The sequence below is a fragment of the Pseudomonas sp. DSP3-2-3 genome (assembly GCF_049898225.1).
Classification (GTDB): domain Bacteria; phylum Pseudomonadota; class Gammaproteobacteria; order Pseudomonadales; family Pseudomonadaceae; genus Aquipseudomonas.
On record NZ_JAFCXH010000004.1, the window covers coordinates 188134 to 204825 of the forward strand.

General features: G+C 60.0%; 15 protein-coding genes and 1 pseudogene. 5 read left to right on the forward strand and 11 right to left on the reverse strand.

The annotated features are described in order from the left end of the window. Window position 1 precedes the first annotated feature (1 nt). Window positions 2-1573: an ATP-binding protein gene (locus ACP7E4_RS06855; protein WP_426112742.1), complete on the reverse strand. Its 1572-nt coding sequence runs from the start codon at window positions 1571-1573 to the stop codon at window positions 2-4. 420 nt (window positions 1574-1993) lie between these two features. Between ACP7E4_RS06855 and ACP7E4_RS06860 the strand changes: the two genes are divergently transcribed. Further along, complete coding sequence (locus ACP7E4_RS06860) at window positions 1994-3202, forward strand: MFS transporter (RefSeq protein WP_426112740.1); 1209 nt, start codon at window positions 1994-1996, stop codon at window positions 3200-3202. 16 nt (window positions 3203-3218) lie between these two features. On the opposite strand, the gene ACP7E4_RS06865 is transcribed toward ACP7E4_RS06860, so the two are convergent. The 3 genes from ACP7E4_RS06865 to ACP7E4_RS06875 all read right to left on the reverse strand — a co-directional run bounded on the left by ACP7E4_RS06865 (window position 3219) and on the right by ACP7E4_RS06875 (window position 6320). Next, on the reverse strand, window positions 3219-4088 hold the full coding sequence (locus tag ACP7E4_RS06865) for a helix-turn-helix domain-containing protein (RefSeq protein WP_426112738.1): 870 nt from the start codon (window positions 4086-4088) through the stop codon (window positions 3219-3221). A gap of 82 nt (window positions 4089-4170) precedes the next feature. Further along, window positions 4171-5163 carry an MBL fold metallo-hydrolase gene (locus ACP7E4_RS06870; RefSeq protein ID WP_426112736.1) on the reverse strand — a complete coding sequence of 331 codons (993 nt, stop codon included), beginning with the start codon at window positions 5161-5163 and terminating at the stop codon, window positions 4171-4173. A 257-nt stretch (window positions 5164-5420) separates the two neighbouring features. Further along, a complete protein-coding gene (locus tag ACP7E4_RS06875; protein ID WP_426112734.1) occupies window positions 5421-6320 on the reverse strand; it encodes a LysR family transcriptional regulator in 900 nt (299 codons plus the stop codon). A 106-nt stretch (window positions 6321-6426) separates the two neighbouring features. Here ACP7E4_RS06875 and ACP7E4_RS06880 point away from each other — a divergent pair, with 106 nt between their 5' ends. Then, the gene (locus ACP7E4_RS06880; RefSeq protein ID WP_426112732.1) at window positions 6427-7857 is read left to right on the forward strand and encodes a mechanosensitive ion channel domain-containing protein; all 1431 of its coding nucleotides are present in this window, start codon (window positions 6427-6429) and stop codon (window positions 7855-7857) included. Here ACP7E4_RS06880 and ACP7E4_RS06885 read toward each other — a convergent pair whose 3' ends face one another. Genes ACP7E4_RS06885 through ACP7E4_RS06915 form a run of 7 tightly spaced genes read right to left on the reverse strand, consistent with a single transcriptional unit; the run spans window position 7858 to window position 14171 of the window. After that, complete coding sequence (locus tag ACP7E4_RS06885; RefSeq protein ID WP_426112730.1) at window positions 7858-9225, reverse strand: ATP-binding protein; 1368 nt, start codon at window positions 9223-9225, stop codon at window positions 7858-7860. Beyond that, the gene (locus ACP7E4_RS06890; RefSeq protein WP_426112728.1) at window positions 9222-9884 is read right to left on the reverse strand and encodes a response regulator; all 663 of its coding nucleotides are present in this window, start codon (window positions 9882-9884) and stop codon (window positions 9222-9224) included. The genes ACP7E4_RS06885 and ACP7E4_RS06890 overlap by 4 nt, the downstream gene beginning before the upstream one ends. Window positions 9885-9896: 12 nt before the next feature. Continuing rightward, window positions 9897-10541 (reverse strand): tetratricopeptide repeat protein, encoded by a 645-nt coding sequence (locus tag ACP7E4_RS06895; protein ID WP_426112726.1) that lies wholly within the window; start codon window positions 10539-10541, stop codon window positions 9897-9899. Next, window positions 10538-11347 (reverse strand): SDR family oxidoreductase, encoded by an 810-nt coding sequence (locus ACP7E4_RS06900; RefSeq protein ID WP_426112724.1) that lies wholly within the window; start codon window positions 11345-11347, stop codon window positions 10538-10540. Before ACP7E4_RS06900 ends, ACP7E4_RS06895 begins: the two co-directional genes overlap by 4 nt. Then, window positions 11334-12026, reverse strand: a complete 693-nt coding sequence (locus ACP7E4_RS06905) for a TenA family transcriptional regulator (protein WP_426112722.1) — start codon at window positions 12024-12026, stop codon at window positions 11334-11336. Before ACP7E4_RS06905 ends, ACP7E4_RS06900 begins: the two co-directional genes overlap by 14 nt. Continuing rightward, the gene (locus ACP7E4_RS06910) at window positions 12023-13504 is read right to left on the reverse strand and encodes an AMP-binding protein (protein WP_426112720.1); all 1482 of its coding nucleotides are present in this window, start codon (window positions 13502-13504) and stop codon (window positions 12023-12025) included. The genes ACP7E4_RS06905 and ACP7E4_RS06910 overlap by 4 nt, the downstream gene beginning before the upstream one ends. After that, window positions 13494-14171 carry a thermostable hemolysin gene (locus ACP7E4_RS06915; protein ID WP_426112718.1) on the reverse strand — a complete coding sequence of 226 codons (678 nt, stop codon included), beginning with the start codon at window positions 14169-14171 and terminating at the stop codon, window positions 13494-13496. Before ACP7E4_RS06915 ends, ACP7E4_RS06910 begins: the two co-directional genes overlap by 11 nt. 173 nt (window positions 14172-14344) lie before the next feature. On the opposite strand from ACP7E4_RS06915, the pseudogene ACP7E4_RS06920 reads away from it, so the two are divergent. From ACP7E4_RS06920 to ACP7E4_RS06930, 3 genes and pseudogenes are all read left to right on the forward strand, one after another. Continuing rightward, window positions 14345-14915: pseudogene (locus ACP7E4_RS06920) on the forward strand (cytochrome b). Window positions 14916-14980: 65 nt separating this feature from the next. Next, complete coding sequence (gene chrA, locus ACP7E4_RS06925) at window positions 14981-16180, forward strand: chromate efflux transporter (protein ID WP_426112716.1); 1200 nt, start codon at window positions 14981-14983, stop codon at window positions 16178-16180. A 63-nt stretch (window positions 16181-16243) separates the two neighbouring features. Then, window positions 16244-16675, forward strand: a complete 432-nt coding sequence (locus ACP7E4_RS06930; RefSeq protein ID WP_426112714.1) for a GFA family protein — start codon at window positions 16244-16246, stop codon at window positions 16673-16675. The last annotated feature ends 17 nt before the right edge of the window (window positions 16676-16692 follow it).

The following is a 16692-nucleotide window of genomic DNA, read 5'->3' on the forward strand; positions in this document are numbered from 1 at the left end:
GCTACTGGCTCGTCGCCAGGATGCGTTGATGGTTACGGTGAAAGTGATCCAGTTCCTGCTCCACATGGGCGGCGCGCAAAGTGCTCAGCGAAGCCTGCGGTACGCTGATCGTCAGCAGTTCGACGCACTGCCCTGATGAACGCGTCGATGTTGCCGTGGCCGGTGCCCGTTTGAGCCTTCGCACGATACAGATCCGGGTCGCGCTCAGCAGGCGGTAAAACTTGAACGGACCCTCGGTCAGCACAACCAGCAGGGATTTGAGCGCCAGGCCGACAATCGCGTCCATGACCTGCGCTCTGGAAATATCCAGGGACTGCGCCACCTCGCAAGCCTGATCCAGGGTAAACCGCCCGTCAAGCAACGTGATCCGCCCCAGCACCCGACGTTCGTCGTGGGTGAGCAGGCGGTAGCTCCATTCCACCGATGCCTGCAGGGTCTGATGCCGCTCCGGCGCGCTGCGTAACCCTCCGGCCAAAAGGTGCAGATCGTCCCGCAGGCTGGCGAGAAGCTCATAGAGCCCCAAGGCCGACGCCCGGGCAGCGGCCATTTCCAGCGCCAAGGGGACGCCGTCGAGAATGCGACAGACCTGCGCAACCAGCTCGACGCTCTGGTCGTCGAGACTTTCGCTGTCATCGCTTGGAAAGCAGGAATCCAGTGCGCGCAATCGGGTCAGAAACAACTGTGCGGCACTGCTGCGCAGGATCTGCGCTCTACCGGCGCCCGGCTCCGGTACGTCGAGGGGCACGACACTCATGCTGCGCTCGCCATTGATACGCAAGGCTTCACGGCTGGTGGCAAGGATTTTCAAGCGCGGGCAACGCTGGGCAAGATGCCCGCACAAGGTCGCCACGGCTTCGATCAAATGCTCGCAGTTGTCGAGGACCAGCAAAGGCTCTGCCTCATTGAGGCGGCAGACCACCGCATCGAGCAACGACTGCCCCTGACCGCCGTCGACATCCAGCGCACAGGCCAATGCGTCAATAACCCGCTCGGAACAGTTCAGTTGCCCCAGCGCGACAAAACACACCGGCGCCGATTGCGTCCGGGACAACCGATGAGCAACGGCCACTGCCAGCGATGTCTTGCCGATGCCTCCCGAGCCAGTCAGGGTCAGCAACGAAGCGTTTTCCAGGGCCTGACATGCATCGCCCAGAGCCACTGCCCGCCCGATCAGCGCGACATCATGGGGCAAATCACTCTTGCACAGCATCGGACAGCCAAACGGGCTGGACAGGACACTTTCGCCAACGCCCGCAGCGGCCAGAGCATTCTGCGCCACATCTTCGTCGCCGCAGATCAGCATGTAGCCGCGACCCGGAATGGTGCGAATCAGATCGCGGTCGGTTCCCAGCGCCTTGCGCAGGGCGGAGATGTGCACCTGCAGATTGTTTTCTTCGACAACGGTTTCGGGCCAGACTTTTTGCAGAATCTCGTCCTTGGTCACCAGACGACCAGGACGATTGATCAACAGTTCCAGGATATCGAACGCCCGCGCACCAATGCGCAGCGGTGTGCCACACTTGAATACTTCTCTAAGTTCCAGCGATACATGGGCTTGACCGAGACTAATCATTTTATTCACGCTGTCCTTAGGGGGGCGGTGATTTTCTGCCGCAATACCGGCAGTGCCCTGGGGATCGATCGCTATCAAATGGCATTCATCACTGACGGTAAACCCTATATAACCCGGTAAATCCAACGCCCGATATTATCTATTGGGATAATCCAGGCAAATACCCGGATATCGCGAAGTTTAGGTGCGCACAATAATACAATTAAATTAAGGTTTAACTTAAAGTACTAGCCAGGCGCCACAAACGCTTTTTTATATCTGCCAGCAGGGACGAACCAACCGTTGTGCCGCCCGGAATGCGCTTCAAGCAACACTCTGTTGCGCCGACGACGGATTCTCCAGCCCGATGCGTTCGCCTAAGGTGCGTGCCATATCGGTTCCATGCAGAACCGCCCCGATCACTGACATGAGCCCACGTCTATGACCCAATCGAGCGTTACACCGCTGCATGCCTCGCAGCACACCCTGACCCGCGGCCTCGTGCTGTTGTTCGCATTTTGCTGCGGGGCCATCGTTGCCAATATTTATTACGCGCAACCCATCGTCGAGCTCATTGCGCCAGACGTCGGTTTATCGGCCCACAGCGCCAGCCTGATCGTCTCCCTGACCCAGATCGGTTACGCCCTGGGACTGCTGTTTCTGGTACCGCTGGCCGACCTGCTGGAAAACCGCAAGCTGATGATCGGCACCGCCGTCATCGCTACCGGAAGTCTGTTCGCCGCCAGCATGAGCCAGCACCCCAACGGCTTCCTGATGATTTCGTTGCTGATCGGCTTCAGCTCGGTGTCGGTGCAGATGCTGATCCCGCTGGCTGCGCATCTGGCCCCGGAAGAGACCCGTGGCCAGGTCGTCGGCAATATCATGGGCGGCCTGTTACTCGGCATTCTGCTGGCGCGCCCGGTTTCCAGCCTGATCGCCGACCACTTTGGCTGGCGTGCGGTATTCATCAGCGCTTCGGTGGTCATGCTGGCGATCATCGTGCTTCTGGCGATGACCATCCCTAAGCGTGCGCCCGATCACAAGGCGAGCTACGGCCAACTGCTGGGTTCATTGATCACTCTGCTGCGCAGGCATTCGGTGCTGCGTCAGCGCTCGCTATATCAAGGCCTGCTGTTTGCCGCGTTCAGTCTGTTCTGGACCGCCGCGCCTATCGAACTTTCGCGCCACTTCGGCCTGTCGCAAACCCAGATCGCCCTGTTTGCGCTGGTCGGCGCCATCGGTGCCATCGCCGCGCCAATTGCCGGTCGACTGGCCGATGCCGGGCATACCCGGCGCGCGTCACTGTTGGCTTTGATACTGGCGCCGGTCGCATTCATGATTGGCCTGACGCTACCCGGCTACACCGTCATTGGCCTGGCGCTGACTGGCGTGCTGCTGGATTTCGCGGTGCAGCTGAATATGGTGCTCGGCCAGCGCGCCGTCTACGCGCTGGACCCCGCCAGCCGTGGCCGCTTGAACGCGCTGTACATGACCAGCATTTTTATCGGCGGCGCCGTGGGCTCGGCGGTGGCGAGCAATCTTTATGAACAAGCCGGCTGGCACGGCGTGGTGTTGCTGGGTGCTGGCTTGCCGCTGATTGCCCTGATAGCGTTTTTGTTGGCCGGGCGCGGCGAAAAAGTCGTGGCCTGAAGCTGAGCCTCAATCTTTAATTCAACACAATAATCGACCCGCGCTGCTGTGTACGCCAGACGCTGGGGCTGACCCCCACCAATCGGGTGAACACCCGGGTCAGATGCGGCTGATCGGAAAAGCCGCATTGTCCGGCGATTTTTACCAACGCCTGGGTCGGTTGCGCCAGGAGCAGTTCCTTGGCCTTCTCGACCCGCATTTGCAGCAACCAGGTGTGCGGGGCAACACCGGTAGCTTGCTTGAACGCCCGGGAAAAGTGACTGCGGGACAATGAGCATTCCTGGGCAATATGCTCCACGGACAAGTCATTGCCCAGGTTGCCGGCAATCATTTCCTTGGCCAGTCGCTCCTGACGCGGCGTCAGCGTGGTGGTGAATTTGCCAGCAGTCGAGGCAATCCGTCCGTAGTGCTGAATCGAATGCGCGCACATCGCCAACAGAATGTGATCAATGAACAATTGATTGGCCATTGCCGGACGTTGCAACGCTGGCAACATGGCTTGAGCCAGGTGGTACAACACCGGGTCCTGAGCGCCCTGCTCGTATCGGAACCCGTCGATCTTTCGCCCTCGGTTCTCCGCCTGATACTCGTCCAGGGTTTGTCGGGGAATATTGAAGCGCAGATTGTCATACGACGCGCGATGCTGGCAGCGCAGCTCATCACCCATGAACGGCAGGGACACACTGCCCTGTCGATACCCGCCGGAATAACTCAAACGTCGCCCGCGCCACAACCGGTGTTCGGCGAAGTCCTCCAGCTGAACGATGATCGAAAAGGCATCGGCGCAAGGGATATCAATGACTTTGTCAGGATCGGGACATGCGTGGGCCACCCGCGTGGCGGTGAATTTTTCGCTATTCAGGTGAGCAATCGCAGGGGCGTCCACAACGTATCCATCTATCCATCAGGTAATCGCAGCCGGTACTGTATAACCAAATCAGCGAGGCCGCGAGCCACCGGATAAACCTCTACTGGATCAACGGCACGTGCGCCGCGCGCTGGTAAGGGCCGTATTCAATTGGCACCCATTGGAAATGCTTGTCGACGGCGGCAATGTGGCCAATGCCTGGAAATGGCAGATGCGCCGCTGCTACCCAGATGCCCTTGGCCGCTGCCGAGCTGAACACCTGCTCGCGACTGGCCCTGGCTTGCCGGGCATTGACGTCAAAGCCGATGGTCACTTCTGGATGGTCGAACTGCACGGCCAGGTTATGCACCAGATCGCCCATGAACAGGATGCTTTGCCCTGCGGAGCTGAACAGATACGTGGTGCTGCCGGGTGTGTGCCCCGCTTCAAGTGCGGTTTGGACTTCAGGCACCGGCGACTCGCCTGGCTTAAAGGCCTTGAAGCGGCCCGCCGCTATGTAGGGCGCCGTGGATTCCTGCGCGATCTTGAAGAACTCCCGGGCTTTTTCCGGAACGCGATCCATGGCATTCGGATCAAGCCAGTAATCCGCCTCGGGTTTGGCCGCATAGACCGTCGCGTTGGCAAAGATCGGCTTTTTCTGGGCATCGACCAGACCGCACACATGATCCAGATGCAGGTGGGTCAGCAGAATCGTGTCTACCTGCGCCGGTTCATACCCCGCCGCCTTGATGTTCGCCGACAGGAAACCCGCCGTTTGACCGATGCACGCGCCTGCGCCGGTATCGACCAGGATCAGGTGGTTGCCGGTATTGATCAGGAACGCATTGAATGCAGTCTGCACGCCGGGGGTATCAATGGAGCGGCGCGCCAGCAGAGCGCGAATCTGCTCTGGACTCAGGCCCTTGAGCAAATCCGGCGACAAATCGTTGTAGCCGTCAAACAGCGCCGTCACTTCGTAATCGCCCACTGCAAGACGCTGGTAACCCGGCACCTGGGTCTTCTGTTGCGCTGGCGGCTGGGCAAGTGCCAGTCCTGAGGTCAGAGCAAGAGCTAAAGCTAGCCCCCGCAGGATTGGTGAAGTGGACTGACGCATGAGTTGCCTCGCAAAACATAATTGGACCGAGATGGGTCCGCAGGATGCGAGGAACGCGATAGCGCTGGATTGAACGCTTGTGCTGGCTTTTTTGTTCCAGCGCATAGCGACAAACATAATCCTGGATCACGCCCACGGGTTGAACACGGTCATCCTGTGGGACCGGATTTATCCGGGAAGGCGTCGGTGCAGTCAGCGAGATGGTCAGAACCTGCCCCGGCCCCTTCGCGAACAAGTTCGCTCCCACAATTCATCACTCAGCGACTCAACGCCGGGCATTCAGTCAACGCTTCCTTCAAAAACTCGATCAGCACCTGCACCGGCCGGGCGCCCTGGCGATGCTGTGGGTACACCGCTGACAAGGCCAGCGGCGGCGTGCGGAACGTATCCAGAACCCGGACCAGCCGCCCGTCCTCCAGCGCCGTTTCGACAATGAACAACGGCAGGTAGGTGATGCCCAGTCCGCCAATCGCGGCATCGCGCAACAGCTCGCCGTTGTTGGCGCGCATCCGCCCGCACAGACTCACGGCCACAGGCTTGCCCTGACGTTCGAACCGCCATTGCACCTGACGGCTATGGCCATAGGGCAGGCAGTCATGGTCCTTCAGTGCTTCAGGTTCGGTCGGTTCGCCGCGCCGTTCCAGATAGTCCGGGCTGCAGCAATACACCCGCTCGATGTGCGCGATATGCCGACCGATCAGGGTGGAATCCTCCAGCACGCCGATGCGCAGCGCCAGGTCATAGCCTTCGCCCAGTAAGTCTACGGAGCGGTCGCTGAGGTCCACTTCCACGGAAACCTGCGGGTAACGCTGAAGAAAAACCGGCAGCAAGCGGCCCAGATGTTCAATGGCAAAGGACAAGGGTGCGGTCAGGCGAATGGTGCCGCGTGGCTGGTTGTTCTGCCCGGCGATACTTTGCTCGGCCTGCTCCACATCGGCCAGCAGCCGCAACGCCGATTCGTAGTACGCCTGCCCCAAAGGGGTGACGTCCAGCCGCCGCGTGGAGCGATTGAGCAGGCGCACGCCCAAGCGTTCTTCAAGTTGCATCAGGCGCCGACTGACGAACTGTTTGGACAGCCCCAATTGATCGGCAGCCGCCGTGAAACTCCCGGATTCCATTACCTGGGTAAAGATCCGCATGTCTTCGAATGGATTCATTGTCGCTCACCGGTTGACAGTCAAACGCTTTCTACCAGCTTTATCACATTCCTGCACAGCCTTAATCTGGCCATCACGGTCATCTCTCGCACCAAGGAACTCGCCCATGCTCGCCTTCATGCAAACGTACCCGCTGGCGTGCAGCGTTTTTCTGATCCTCATCGATCTGGCGAGCTGGCACGCCGTGCCTTATCAGCACCGCTTGCCGAAAGTCGCGGCGCGTCTGGGGTTATTCCTGTTGTACAGCGTGGTGATCATCAGCGCCGGACTGAGCCCCCTGGACACTGCGCCGTGGGAAGACGACAGCGCCCGGCATCTGGCGGCGACTGCGCTGGAGATCATCTGGTGGATTTTCGCCTCGCGAACCCTGACCGAAGTACTCGGCCTGTTGCTGATGCAGCGCATCGGGCACAGCGGGCGTTTGTTGCAGGAAGTAATCGGTGCGGTGATTTTCCTGATCGGCATCGTTGCCGCCGCAGGCTACGTGCTGCAACTCCCCGTCAAAGGCCTGCTCGCCACTTCCGGCGCCATGGCGATCATCGTCGGTCTCGCCTTGCAAAGCACCTTGAGCGATGTGTTTTCCGGCATCGTCCTCAACACCACCAAACCCTATCAGGTAGACGACTCGATCAGCATCGACGGTGTCGAAGGCAAAGTCGTCGACATCGACTGGCGCGCCACGCATCTGCTGACCGGCACCGGCAGCACCGCAGTGATCCCCAATTCGGTGGCGGCCAAGGCCAAGATCGTCAACCTCAGCCGTCCCAAGGACATGTTCGGCGTCTCAATCAACATCATGGTCTCGCCGCATATTCGCCCCCGTCGCGTGCTGGACGCGCTGGACCGCGCCTTGCAGGGCAGCAGCGCCCTGTTGCCCTTCCCCAAGGCTCGCGCCACGGTCAAGGAAGCCAGCCCGACCACCATCGAATACACCCTCACCGGCTACATCAAGAACCTGGATAAAAAGGCCGATGTGCGCAACCTGCTGTTCGACCTGGCCTATCGTCATCTGGAAGCGGCGGGCATCGCCTGGCAATCGGAGGTGACGGCTGAACCGGCATCCCGGGCGCGCACGCTGCTGGATGAAGTCAAGGTTTTGCGCGCGCTGAACAGCGAAGAGAAAAACCATCTGGCGCAGAACATGTCGTCACGGGAGTACGCCGCTGGACAGGTGATTCTGGAAGAAAATGAAGTGACTGACAGCCTGTTGGTGATCGCCACCGGCGTGGTCTCGGCGACGGTGTCCGATGGCAGCAATTACATCGAGGCCGGCCGCATGGGACCCAGCGAAGTAATGGGCGAGCAAGGCGTGCTCAACGATACCCCGTCCGAAGCACGCTTTACCGCCCTCACTTCCTGCGTGGTCTACCGCATCGACAAAGCAGTGGCTCGGGAAACCATGGAGCAGGAAGGGCAAATCAGGAATGCCTTGAAAAAGCTCCAGGCGGTTCGGCAACACAGCAGCCAGTCGCTGCTGACGGAAAAACCGGCGGCGATCAAAAAAGGCAGTTTCCTCGGCTGGTTGCAGAAGCGTTGATCAATTGACCGGGGCCTGGAACACCGCACGCAAGCCTCCTGCCGGCAGGTTTTCCAGACGGATCTTCCCGCCCAGACGTTGGGCAATGGTTTGCACGATGGTCAGCCCCAGACCAACGCCCTGATCGTTACCCCGACTGTAGAAACGCTCGAACAAACGCTCACGTTCCGCTTCATCGATGCCGGGACCTTGATCCTCGACGCTGAGCGAAAACGTCTGGTCATCGAACACCAATCCAATCCTGACCTGGCCGCCCTCGGGTGAAAAGTTCACCGCGTTGGCCACCAGGTTATGCAGCGCGATGTTGATCAGTCCTGGATCGGTCTGGACGAAATGTGACGCTTCACTGGGGTCGAATGACAACTCCAGTCCTCGACTCAGCACCCAGTGAGTCAATTGCACCAGGCTCTCGCGCACTGTCTCCACCAGATCGATGGACGCCATGGGCGCAGCGCTGGCCTGCGGTTCCAGACGCGCAATGGTCAACAGTTGATTGACCAGTCGAGTGGTGCGATCCACACCAATGATCAAATAACCCAGGGATTCTTGACGCTGCTCCTCGTTGCGCGCTTCCAGAACGTTTTGCGCATGGACCCGGAGCACCGCCAGCGGGGTGCGCATTTCGTGGGCGGCGTCGGCGATAAAACGGCGTTCACGGTGCAAGACGTCCTGGATCTGGCCGAGCAAACGGTTCAATGCTGCCTGCATCGGCTCCAACTCACTGGGCAGCAGTGCCAGCCGCAGCGGCTCAAGCGACCCGGGGTTGCGGGCGCGCAGGGTCTTGGCCAGATCAGCCAGAGGTTTGAGGCCCCAGCCAATCGCCAGCCAGATCACCGCGACCAGCAACAGACTGCCGATCAGATTCGGGCCCAGGGTGTGCCGCACAATCCGATGGACCAGATCGGTACGCACATCGTCTCGCTCGCCAACCCAGATACGCATACCGTTCTGACTATCGTCGAGAACGAACGCACGCCAGCCGTGGCCGGTCTGGTCAGTCACACCGCTGAAGCCCGCCGTCTGCGGCACTTGAACGAAGGTCGGGGCGCTGGCGGTGTGCACCAGCAACTTGCCGCTGTGGTCCCATACCTGAAAGGCAATCTTGCTCTCGTAAGGATGGCCATCAACCCTGGGTTCAGCCTGTCCCAGCGCCATATTGAAGGCCTGATAAAGCTGACTCTGTTCAGTGCGGGCCAGAGGCATTCTCATCACGCCCTGCAACAGCCGTGCGTTCTGGGCCAACTGCGCGTCGTACACCTCGGCAATTTCATGGTTGCTGTCATGCACGTTGAACACGCTCAGGATCAGCAAACCCACCAAAAGCAGGCCGATGATCAGCGTCAGGGTACGCCGCCGTATCGAGTTCAACGTTGCTCCTCCACCAGGTAGCCAACACCACGAATGGTGCGAATCAGATCGCTGGAAAACTTTTTGCGCAGGTGGTGGATATGCACTTCCAGGGTGTTGCTCTCGGCCTCTTCGTTCCAGCCATATAACAGCTGGATCAGCCGATCGCGAGTCAGCACCCGGCCTGGCGGTGACAGCAATTCATGCAGCAACTGGTATTCCTTGGGAGTCAGCAACACCGCCTGATCGCGATACGTCACCTGTTGGGTGCCGGGGTCCAGCGTAATGCCCGCGTGTTCGATCAACGCCCGCGCCCTGCCCGCGCTGCGCCGCAACAACGCCCGCAGACGCGCCTTCAGCTCAGACAAGTCGAAGGGTTTGATCAAGTAATCGTCAGCGCCGGCATCGAGTCCGGCGATACGGTCTTCAGTGGCATCACGCGCGGTGAGGATCAGCACCGGCAGGCTTGAGCCGCTCTGTCGCAGACGTCGCAGGACTTCCAGTCCGTCAAGTTTCGGCAGGCCCAGATCGAGGATCGCCAGGTCGAAGCTTTCGCTGAGCAGCGAATGCAAAGCGCTGGCTCCATCCTTGAGCCAATCGACGGTATAGCCTTCACGGCTCAAGGCCTGATGAATCCCCTCCCCCAACGCGACATCGTCTTCAATGAGCAGCAAACGCATGGAGGCTCCGTTTTATTTGAGTTTCTTTTCGACATCAGCCAGCAATTGCCCTATTTCCTGACGTCGGCCAGCATCGGCCTTTTCCCGACCAGGACGTGGCGCAGCCTGTAGCGCTTTATTGAGCGCATCCCTGGCCTGAGCATAGTGGCCTTGTCGGTACAAATGGTCACCCCAAAAATACAGCGGATCGATACCGTCCGGATTGAGCTTCAGGCCCTGTTCCAGCAATTGCCGGGCCTTGTCGGTATCGCCAAACCCGATAGGCCATCCCGGTACCCGATCATAAAGTGCTGCCAGGCTGATGTAGGCCGATCCTTGCAGAGCGTTGGGGTCCAGTGACAGGGCTTTTTCCAGATCAACCCTGGCTTGCTTGACCTTGCTCAGCGCCCCCAGACCGCCCTGAGCCCCCGCCCAACTGCTGGTGACGATACCCGACCAGATCCAGGCTTCGGCCGCCTGGGGACGAGCTTGCACAAAGGACGATGTTTGCGCGGCGAGTTTTTCGAATGCGTCGGGTCGCTGTGGCGCGGGAGTTTCGTATTGCACATGCGCCCATTCTTGCTGGATGGCCGCCAGACGTTGCTGGTCGGGAGCGTCCAGTGCCCACAGCGGCAGGCTCAGCAACCCGCAGGCAAGGCCGATGATGATCGTTTTCATGGTTTGGTTTTCTCGTTGGCAGGAACGTGACTGAGGCGTCGAATCAGCGGCAGATGCTTGCGCAGACCTCGGTCGACGAGGCTGGGCAGGAGGCTGTTGAGGCCGATGAAAAACCGTTCCGGCCAGCCCAGATACAGTTCGCGACGATCGCCGGCAATGGCATGCACCACCGCTTGGGCGACCTGCCGGGGATCATCGACATTGGCGTTGAGCGCATCGTTCAATGCCTGCGCAGCACCACTGTTCATTGAGGTCCGGGTAGCACGGGGGGCGACGTAAAGCACGCTGATCCGTGTGTCTGCCAGTTCCCGGCGCAATGCCTCGGTAAACCCGCGCAAGGCGAACTTGCTGGCGCAATAGGTGGCGTAACCGGCGTAGCCAATTGACCCGTATGTCGATCCCACGTTGACCACCGTGGCGCTGCTGGCTTTGTTGAGCAGCGGCAGCAGCAGTTGAGTCAGGCGAATCGGCGCATGCACATTAACAGCCAGCATCGAGCTGATCGCGCTTTCGTCCAACTGCTCAAGCATGGCGAAATGATTGGTCCCCGCCGCATTGATGAGCAGGTTGACGCCGCGCAGGGTCCGGGCAGAGGCCACCACGTGCTGGCGCCCCTCCTCCGTGGTCAGGTCCGCCTCGATCCAACGCAGCAAATGGGGGTATTGCTCCAGCAGTGGCAACAAAGGTTCCTTGTGCCGGGAAACCGCAAGCACTTCGCAGCCGCTGGCACACAACGCCTCGGCAATGGCGAGGCCGATCCCGCCGCTGGCCCCGGTCAGTACGGCCCTGGCTTCAGAGAGACGCATGCGCAGTATCCTCGACAGCGCCTGCCGCCGCTGCTCCCGGCAGCTCACGGAACATGTCGGTGTACAGCCGGTAAACGACTTTCGAGGTATGGATGACGGCAGCCTGGTCAGCCGGGTCTTCCAACTGATCCATCAGCCGGCGATAGGTTTGCATGTGCCCGATATCCAGGCTGCCGTGGGAACTGAGGTAGCTGAAGGCCGTTTCCGGCAACTGCAGCTGATCACGGATGCTGCCGGCGGCATGAGTCGCCAAGGCAATGCTGGTGCCTTCCAGCACGTTAACCATGCCAAACAGGCCGACCGGATTGTTGCGGGCTATAAGGTCGTAAAGGTACGCAACCATCAGTTCGATGGGCAGTTGCGGCTGGCCGGCGCTGACGGCATCGGCGTTGCCATCGCACGCCGCGATGTCATTGAGTATCCATTTTTCGTGCCCGTACTCTTCTTCGATGTACTCACACACAGCGGCGCGCAGCCATTCCAGGCGCTGTGGCAAGCGCGCACCACAGGCCATCATCAGCGGCACGGTGTGCCGCACGTGGTAATAGGCCTGCGTGAGAAACGCCCGGTAACTTTCCAGGCTGACGTCGCCCGTCAGGGCTTTGCGAATGACCGGCAGGTTAAACAACGTGTCGCGTTCCTGACGGGTTTCATGCTGGAGCGTGTCGAAAAAACTCATGATGGGGATTCCTCGCGTTGAATCGATAAAGAGAATAAATGTCCATAGCGTCCGAGGATGGCCTCCCGGCGCGGACGGCCATTGGCGGTCGTCAGGCCATTGGCGGTGCTGAACGGCTCCTTGAGCCGGGTCCAGTCGTGGACCCTGGCGTAATCAGGCAGCGCTTGATTGGCGCGGTCGACCGCCTCGGCAAGCTGCGCATCGGTGCAGTTCGCACTGACGGGCCAGAGCAGCGCATGATTGCGCGGCGACGCCTCGCCATAGACGAACGCCTGGGCGATCCGGTTGTTTTGGGTAAGTTCGGCCTCGACCCATTCCGGGTTGACGTTGCGGCCAAAGCTGGTCACGAATTGATGTTTCTTGCGGCCCTTGAGATAGAGATATCCCTGGGCGTCGAACTCGCCCAGATCACCGCTGGGCCACCACTCGGGTGCCGGTGTTGGATCGCCCAGATAACCCAGCATGGGCGATCCGCCGATCAGCACTTCGCCGTCTTCGGCCAGCCTTACTTGAACGTGGGGCAAAGGTTTGCCAACGCTACCCAGACGTTGTGCGCCGGGACGATTCAAGGCCACAACTGAGGCGCATTCCGAAAGACCATAACCTTCAAAAACCGCCAGGCCGACACGTTGGGCCCGCACTAATAATTCGCTGCTGACCCTTGCTCCGCCAACGGCCGCAAAGCGCAGCATCGACGCATCGAAGACACCCATCTCGCACGCGCTGACCAGCATCAGCAGCAACTGCGGAACCAGAATCAGGCTTTCAGGACGCCGCCGTTGCAGGCATTCGAGCATGCGTGGCACGTCGACGCCGCTGGCTCCCCGGATGCCCAGGGTTGCCTGGCTGGGCAGGCTCAAGGTCGCACCGGCATACAGCGCCGCATAGCAACCTACGTTTTCCAGCAGGATCGCCAGGGGAAGGATGGCCAAATGGTGCGCAGGCGCAGCGTCGAGGCTCGCGTCATGCAGCTGTCTGGCGACTGCCAGCACACTCTCGGCACTCAGACATACGCCCTTCGGGTTGCCGGTGGTGCCGGAGGTGAACGTGAGTTTTGCCGTGCCGTGGGGCATGGCATTAATTTGCGGCTGAACATGAAACCAGAACTCCCCTGAGCGTTTGTACCCGGCGCCAGTCAATTCAGCGGCAAATGCATCATCGGCGATCACTAGTCCGACCCGACTTTGCTGCAGACAATGCAAACGTTGTCCCACACTGAAAAAAGGCGGCAGCGTGACGCAGGTCAACCCTTCAAAAAGGACCGCCAGATCCCAAAGCAGCGCCTGCGGGCCGTTGTCCAGGGCCAAGCCAATGGTCTTGACCTCCGAGGCACGCAGCAATTGCTGGCGAAACTCGATTTCGGCGTACAGGGTGGCGTAGTCCAGGCGCACGTCGTCCCCCCACAACGCTACCGTCTCCGGTTGCGTTGTGGCGTATTTATGCAGGAGGGTCTTGAAAGCGTTCAGTTCAGGCAACATTGCAGGTTTGCTCCAGCGTCAAGGGCAAGCCGAATCGCTCAAACAACCCCATCTTGCTCAGGTGGATGAAACCGGCCTGGATATCACCGACATGCACGCTGGGCTGGGTTTCGTAATAGGTACCCCACGCATGACGGTCGTCGCCCAGCCGCAGCGGGTCCGCCGTACAAAGCGTGACCGGGCGCAGACCCAGCCGGGTGAAACTGTTGACCAGACTGGAATTCCCGGTGAAGGCCACCCACTCAAAGCCACCCATGGCTAACAACCAGGTCACGGTAATAATGCTCAGCCGTGCGCTGCCCAGATTGCTGGCGGCCAGATTGCCGACTTCGACGATGCCATCACGATCCACCGGCCGCCCTGCACGCGCAAAAATCAGCTGCTCGATCGCCTCATCCAGATAATGCTCAAGGAACAATGGGCCTGTAGCGGCCCGGCGAACTCCGGCCACGGCACAAAGGCTGCTGCTATGGTCACTGAGGCCGAACAGTTCTGGCATGAAGTGGCTGATCCGGGCGCCATGTGCCTGGTGGAAACACGCATGAATGAAGGTTTCCAAATCGTGGCGCGACGCATCGCCGGACAGCGAACGCGTCAGTTCCAGACCGGGTGTACCGGCAGTGCCGAGCCGCAACGGCAAGTGAATATTCCAGTCGAAACCTGACATAGGGCGCTCCCCCCTTGAGTAAGTGGGGTGGAGTATCGACGGCGATTCTTAACGCAATCTGAAGGTGAGCGAGGTGCGATATTTCTGAACTTCGGCGTCTCTTCAGACTGCCTTAAGCCAGGACCGGCAGAGTCGCCCGATCAGCTATCGAACTTGCCATCACGAGGTCCTCCATGAACTCAACCGCCGCGCCACAACGCTATGCAACGCTCTCGATTTGCGATGCACTGGCTGATGCTGTTTCTATTTGTCGCTGTTTACGCTTGCATCGAGTTCAAGGGCCTGATGCCCCGAGGCAGTGCGTCCAGAAGTCTTTTTCTGGGCCTCCACGCTCTGTTCGGCCTGGCTATCTTCGTCATGGTCTGGATCCGCCTGCTCGGGCGCTTTAACCCCGCTCCGGCCATTGCGCCGCGCCCGCCACACTGGCAAACCGGCGTCTCACACCTGATGCATCTGGCACTGTATGGCCTGATGATCGCCACGCCGGTTTTCGCTTGGTTGATGCTGAGTGCTCAGGGCAAACCGGTGCCGTATTTCGGCTTCATGCTGCCGACCCCGATCAGTATTGACCCAACCATGGCACAGCAGATGAAGGAGTGGCACGAACTGCTGGGCAACGCTGGCTATTGGCTGATCGGGCTGCACGCCGCAGCCGGCCTGTTTCACCACTACTGGATCGGCGATAACACCCTCAAACGCATGCTGCCGGCGCGCCTCATCGAAAAGAAGCAGGATCACGCGTAAGCTTCGCAACACCACGGCTCAGGTCCTGAAAACTGAGTTCTCAGGACTCCAGCCAGATCAGCCCCATGGCCAATTCGCGACAACCCATGCAAAGCCCCCTGCAGATTTTTCTGATTTTCCTGCGTCTGGGGCTCACGTCTTTTGGTGGTCCCATCGCCCATCTCGGCTATTTTCGCGCCGAGTTCGTCACCCGTCGGCAATGGTTGTCCGAGCGCAGCTATGCGGATCTGGTCGCCCTTTGTCAGTTCTTGCCGGGGCCGGCGAGCAGTCAGGTGGGGATTGCGCTGGGAATGTCCCGGGGCGGTTATGTTGGCGCACTGGCCGCCTGGACAGGATTCACCCTGCCTTCGGCTATCGTGCTGATGCTGTTTGCCATGGGTGTGTCCAGCCTCGGTGAGGCTGTTTCGCCCGGCGCCTTGCATGGCCTGAAAGTGGTCGCTGTGGCAGTGGTCGCCCAAGCGGTGTGGAGCATGGGTCGCACGCTATGCCCGGATGCGCCGCGCATCCTGTTGATGCTTCTCGCGGCGGCTGGTGCCCTGCTGCTGCCTGGTATCTGGACGCAGATCAGCGTGATCGTCCTTGCCGGGATCATTGGCCTACTGTTGCCAAAACCAGGCGCACTGACCAATCACCAGCCGTTTGAGGTGCGCATCAGCCGCCGTGCCGGAATCCTCTGGCTAACGCTGTTCGGCATTCTGCTGGCGGGCTTGCCGATACTGAGCGAACTGCTGCCCTGGCAAACGCTGGCATTGGTGGATGCCTTCTACCGGGCAGGCTCACTGGTGTTCGGCGGCGGGCATGTGGTCTTGCCGCTGTTGCAGGTCGAGGTGGTGCCGACCGGTTGGGTCGGCAATCAGGCGTTTCTGGCCGGCTACGGCGCAGCCCAGGCCATGCCGGGCCCGCTGTTCACCTTTGCCGCGTTTCTCGGGGCGTCGTTGCAGGGCCAGCCATCGGGCTTCATCGGTGGTCTGATTTGTCTGCTGGCAATCTTTGCGCCGGCTTTTTTTCTGGTATTCGGCTCGCTGCCGTTCTGGGGCGCACTGCAACGCAACCGGCGGATTCAGACCGCGCTCAGCGGCATTAATGCCGCCGTGGTGGGCCTGCTGCTGGCCGCCCTTTATCAGCCGGTATGGACCAGCGCAATCTTCGGTCTACAGGATATTGCCCTGGCGCTACTGGCCTTGGTGGCCCTGATGTACTGGAAGCTGCCGCCGTGGCTAGTGGTGGCCGCCAGCGCCTTGATCGGCTGGCTGTTGGTCCAGTGATTGGACGAGATTGCTCCTCAGCAACTACCCTGTCCACTTTCAAACGGAATGGGAGCAACAGTCATGATCAAAAAAATCGGTCCGACTCAGATCCTGCCCAGACACCGCGCCTCGTGTCACTGCGGCGCGGTGGTTCTGGAGCTTGACCTGCCCGATGGCGTCGTCGACCCGCGTCGCTGCGATTGCTCGATGTGCCGGCGCCGAGGCGCAATAGTCGCAACCGTGCCGCAGGAGGCTATCCATATCGTCCAGGGCCAAAGTCAGTTGAAGCTTTACCAGTTTAATACCCGCACCGCGAAACATTACTTCTGCGGGAACTGCGGAATTTATACCCATCATCAACGCCGCTCCAATCCGGACCAATACGGTTATAACGTTGGTTGCCTGGAAGGTGTCAATCCTTATGACCTGGGCCAGGTTCCAATCAGTAATGGCGTCAATCATCCTGCGGATCGCCAACCCGTCGACGAAGAGCCATGTTCAGATGACGTATAAAGTCGGCTACTTATCCA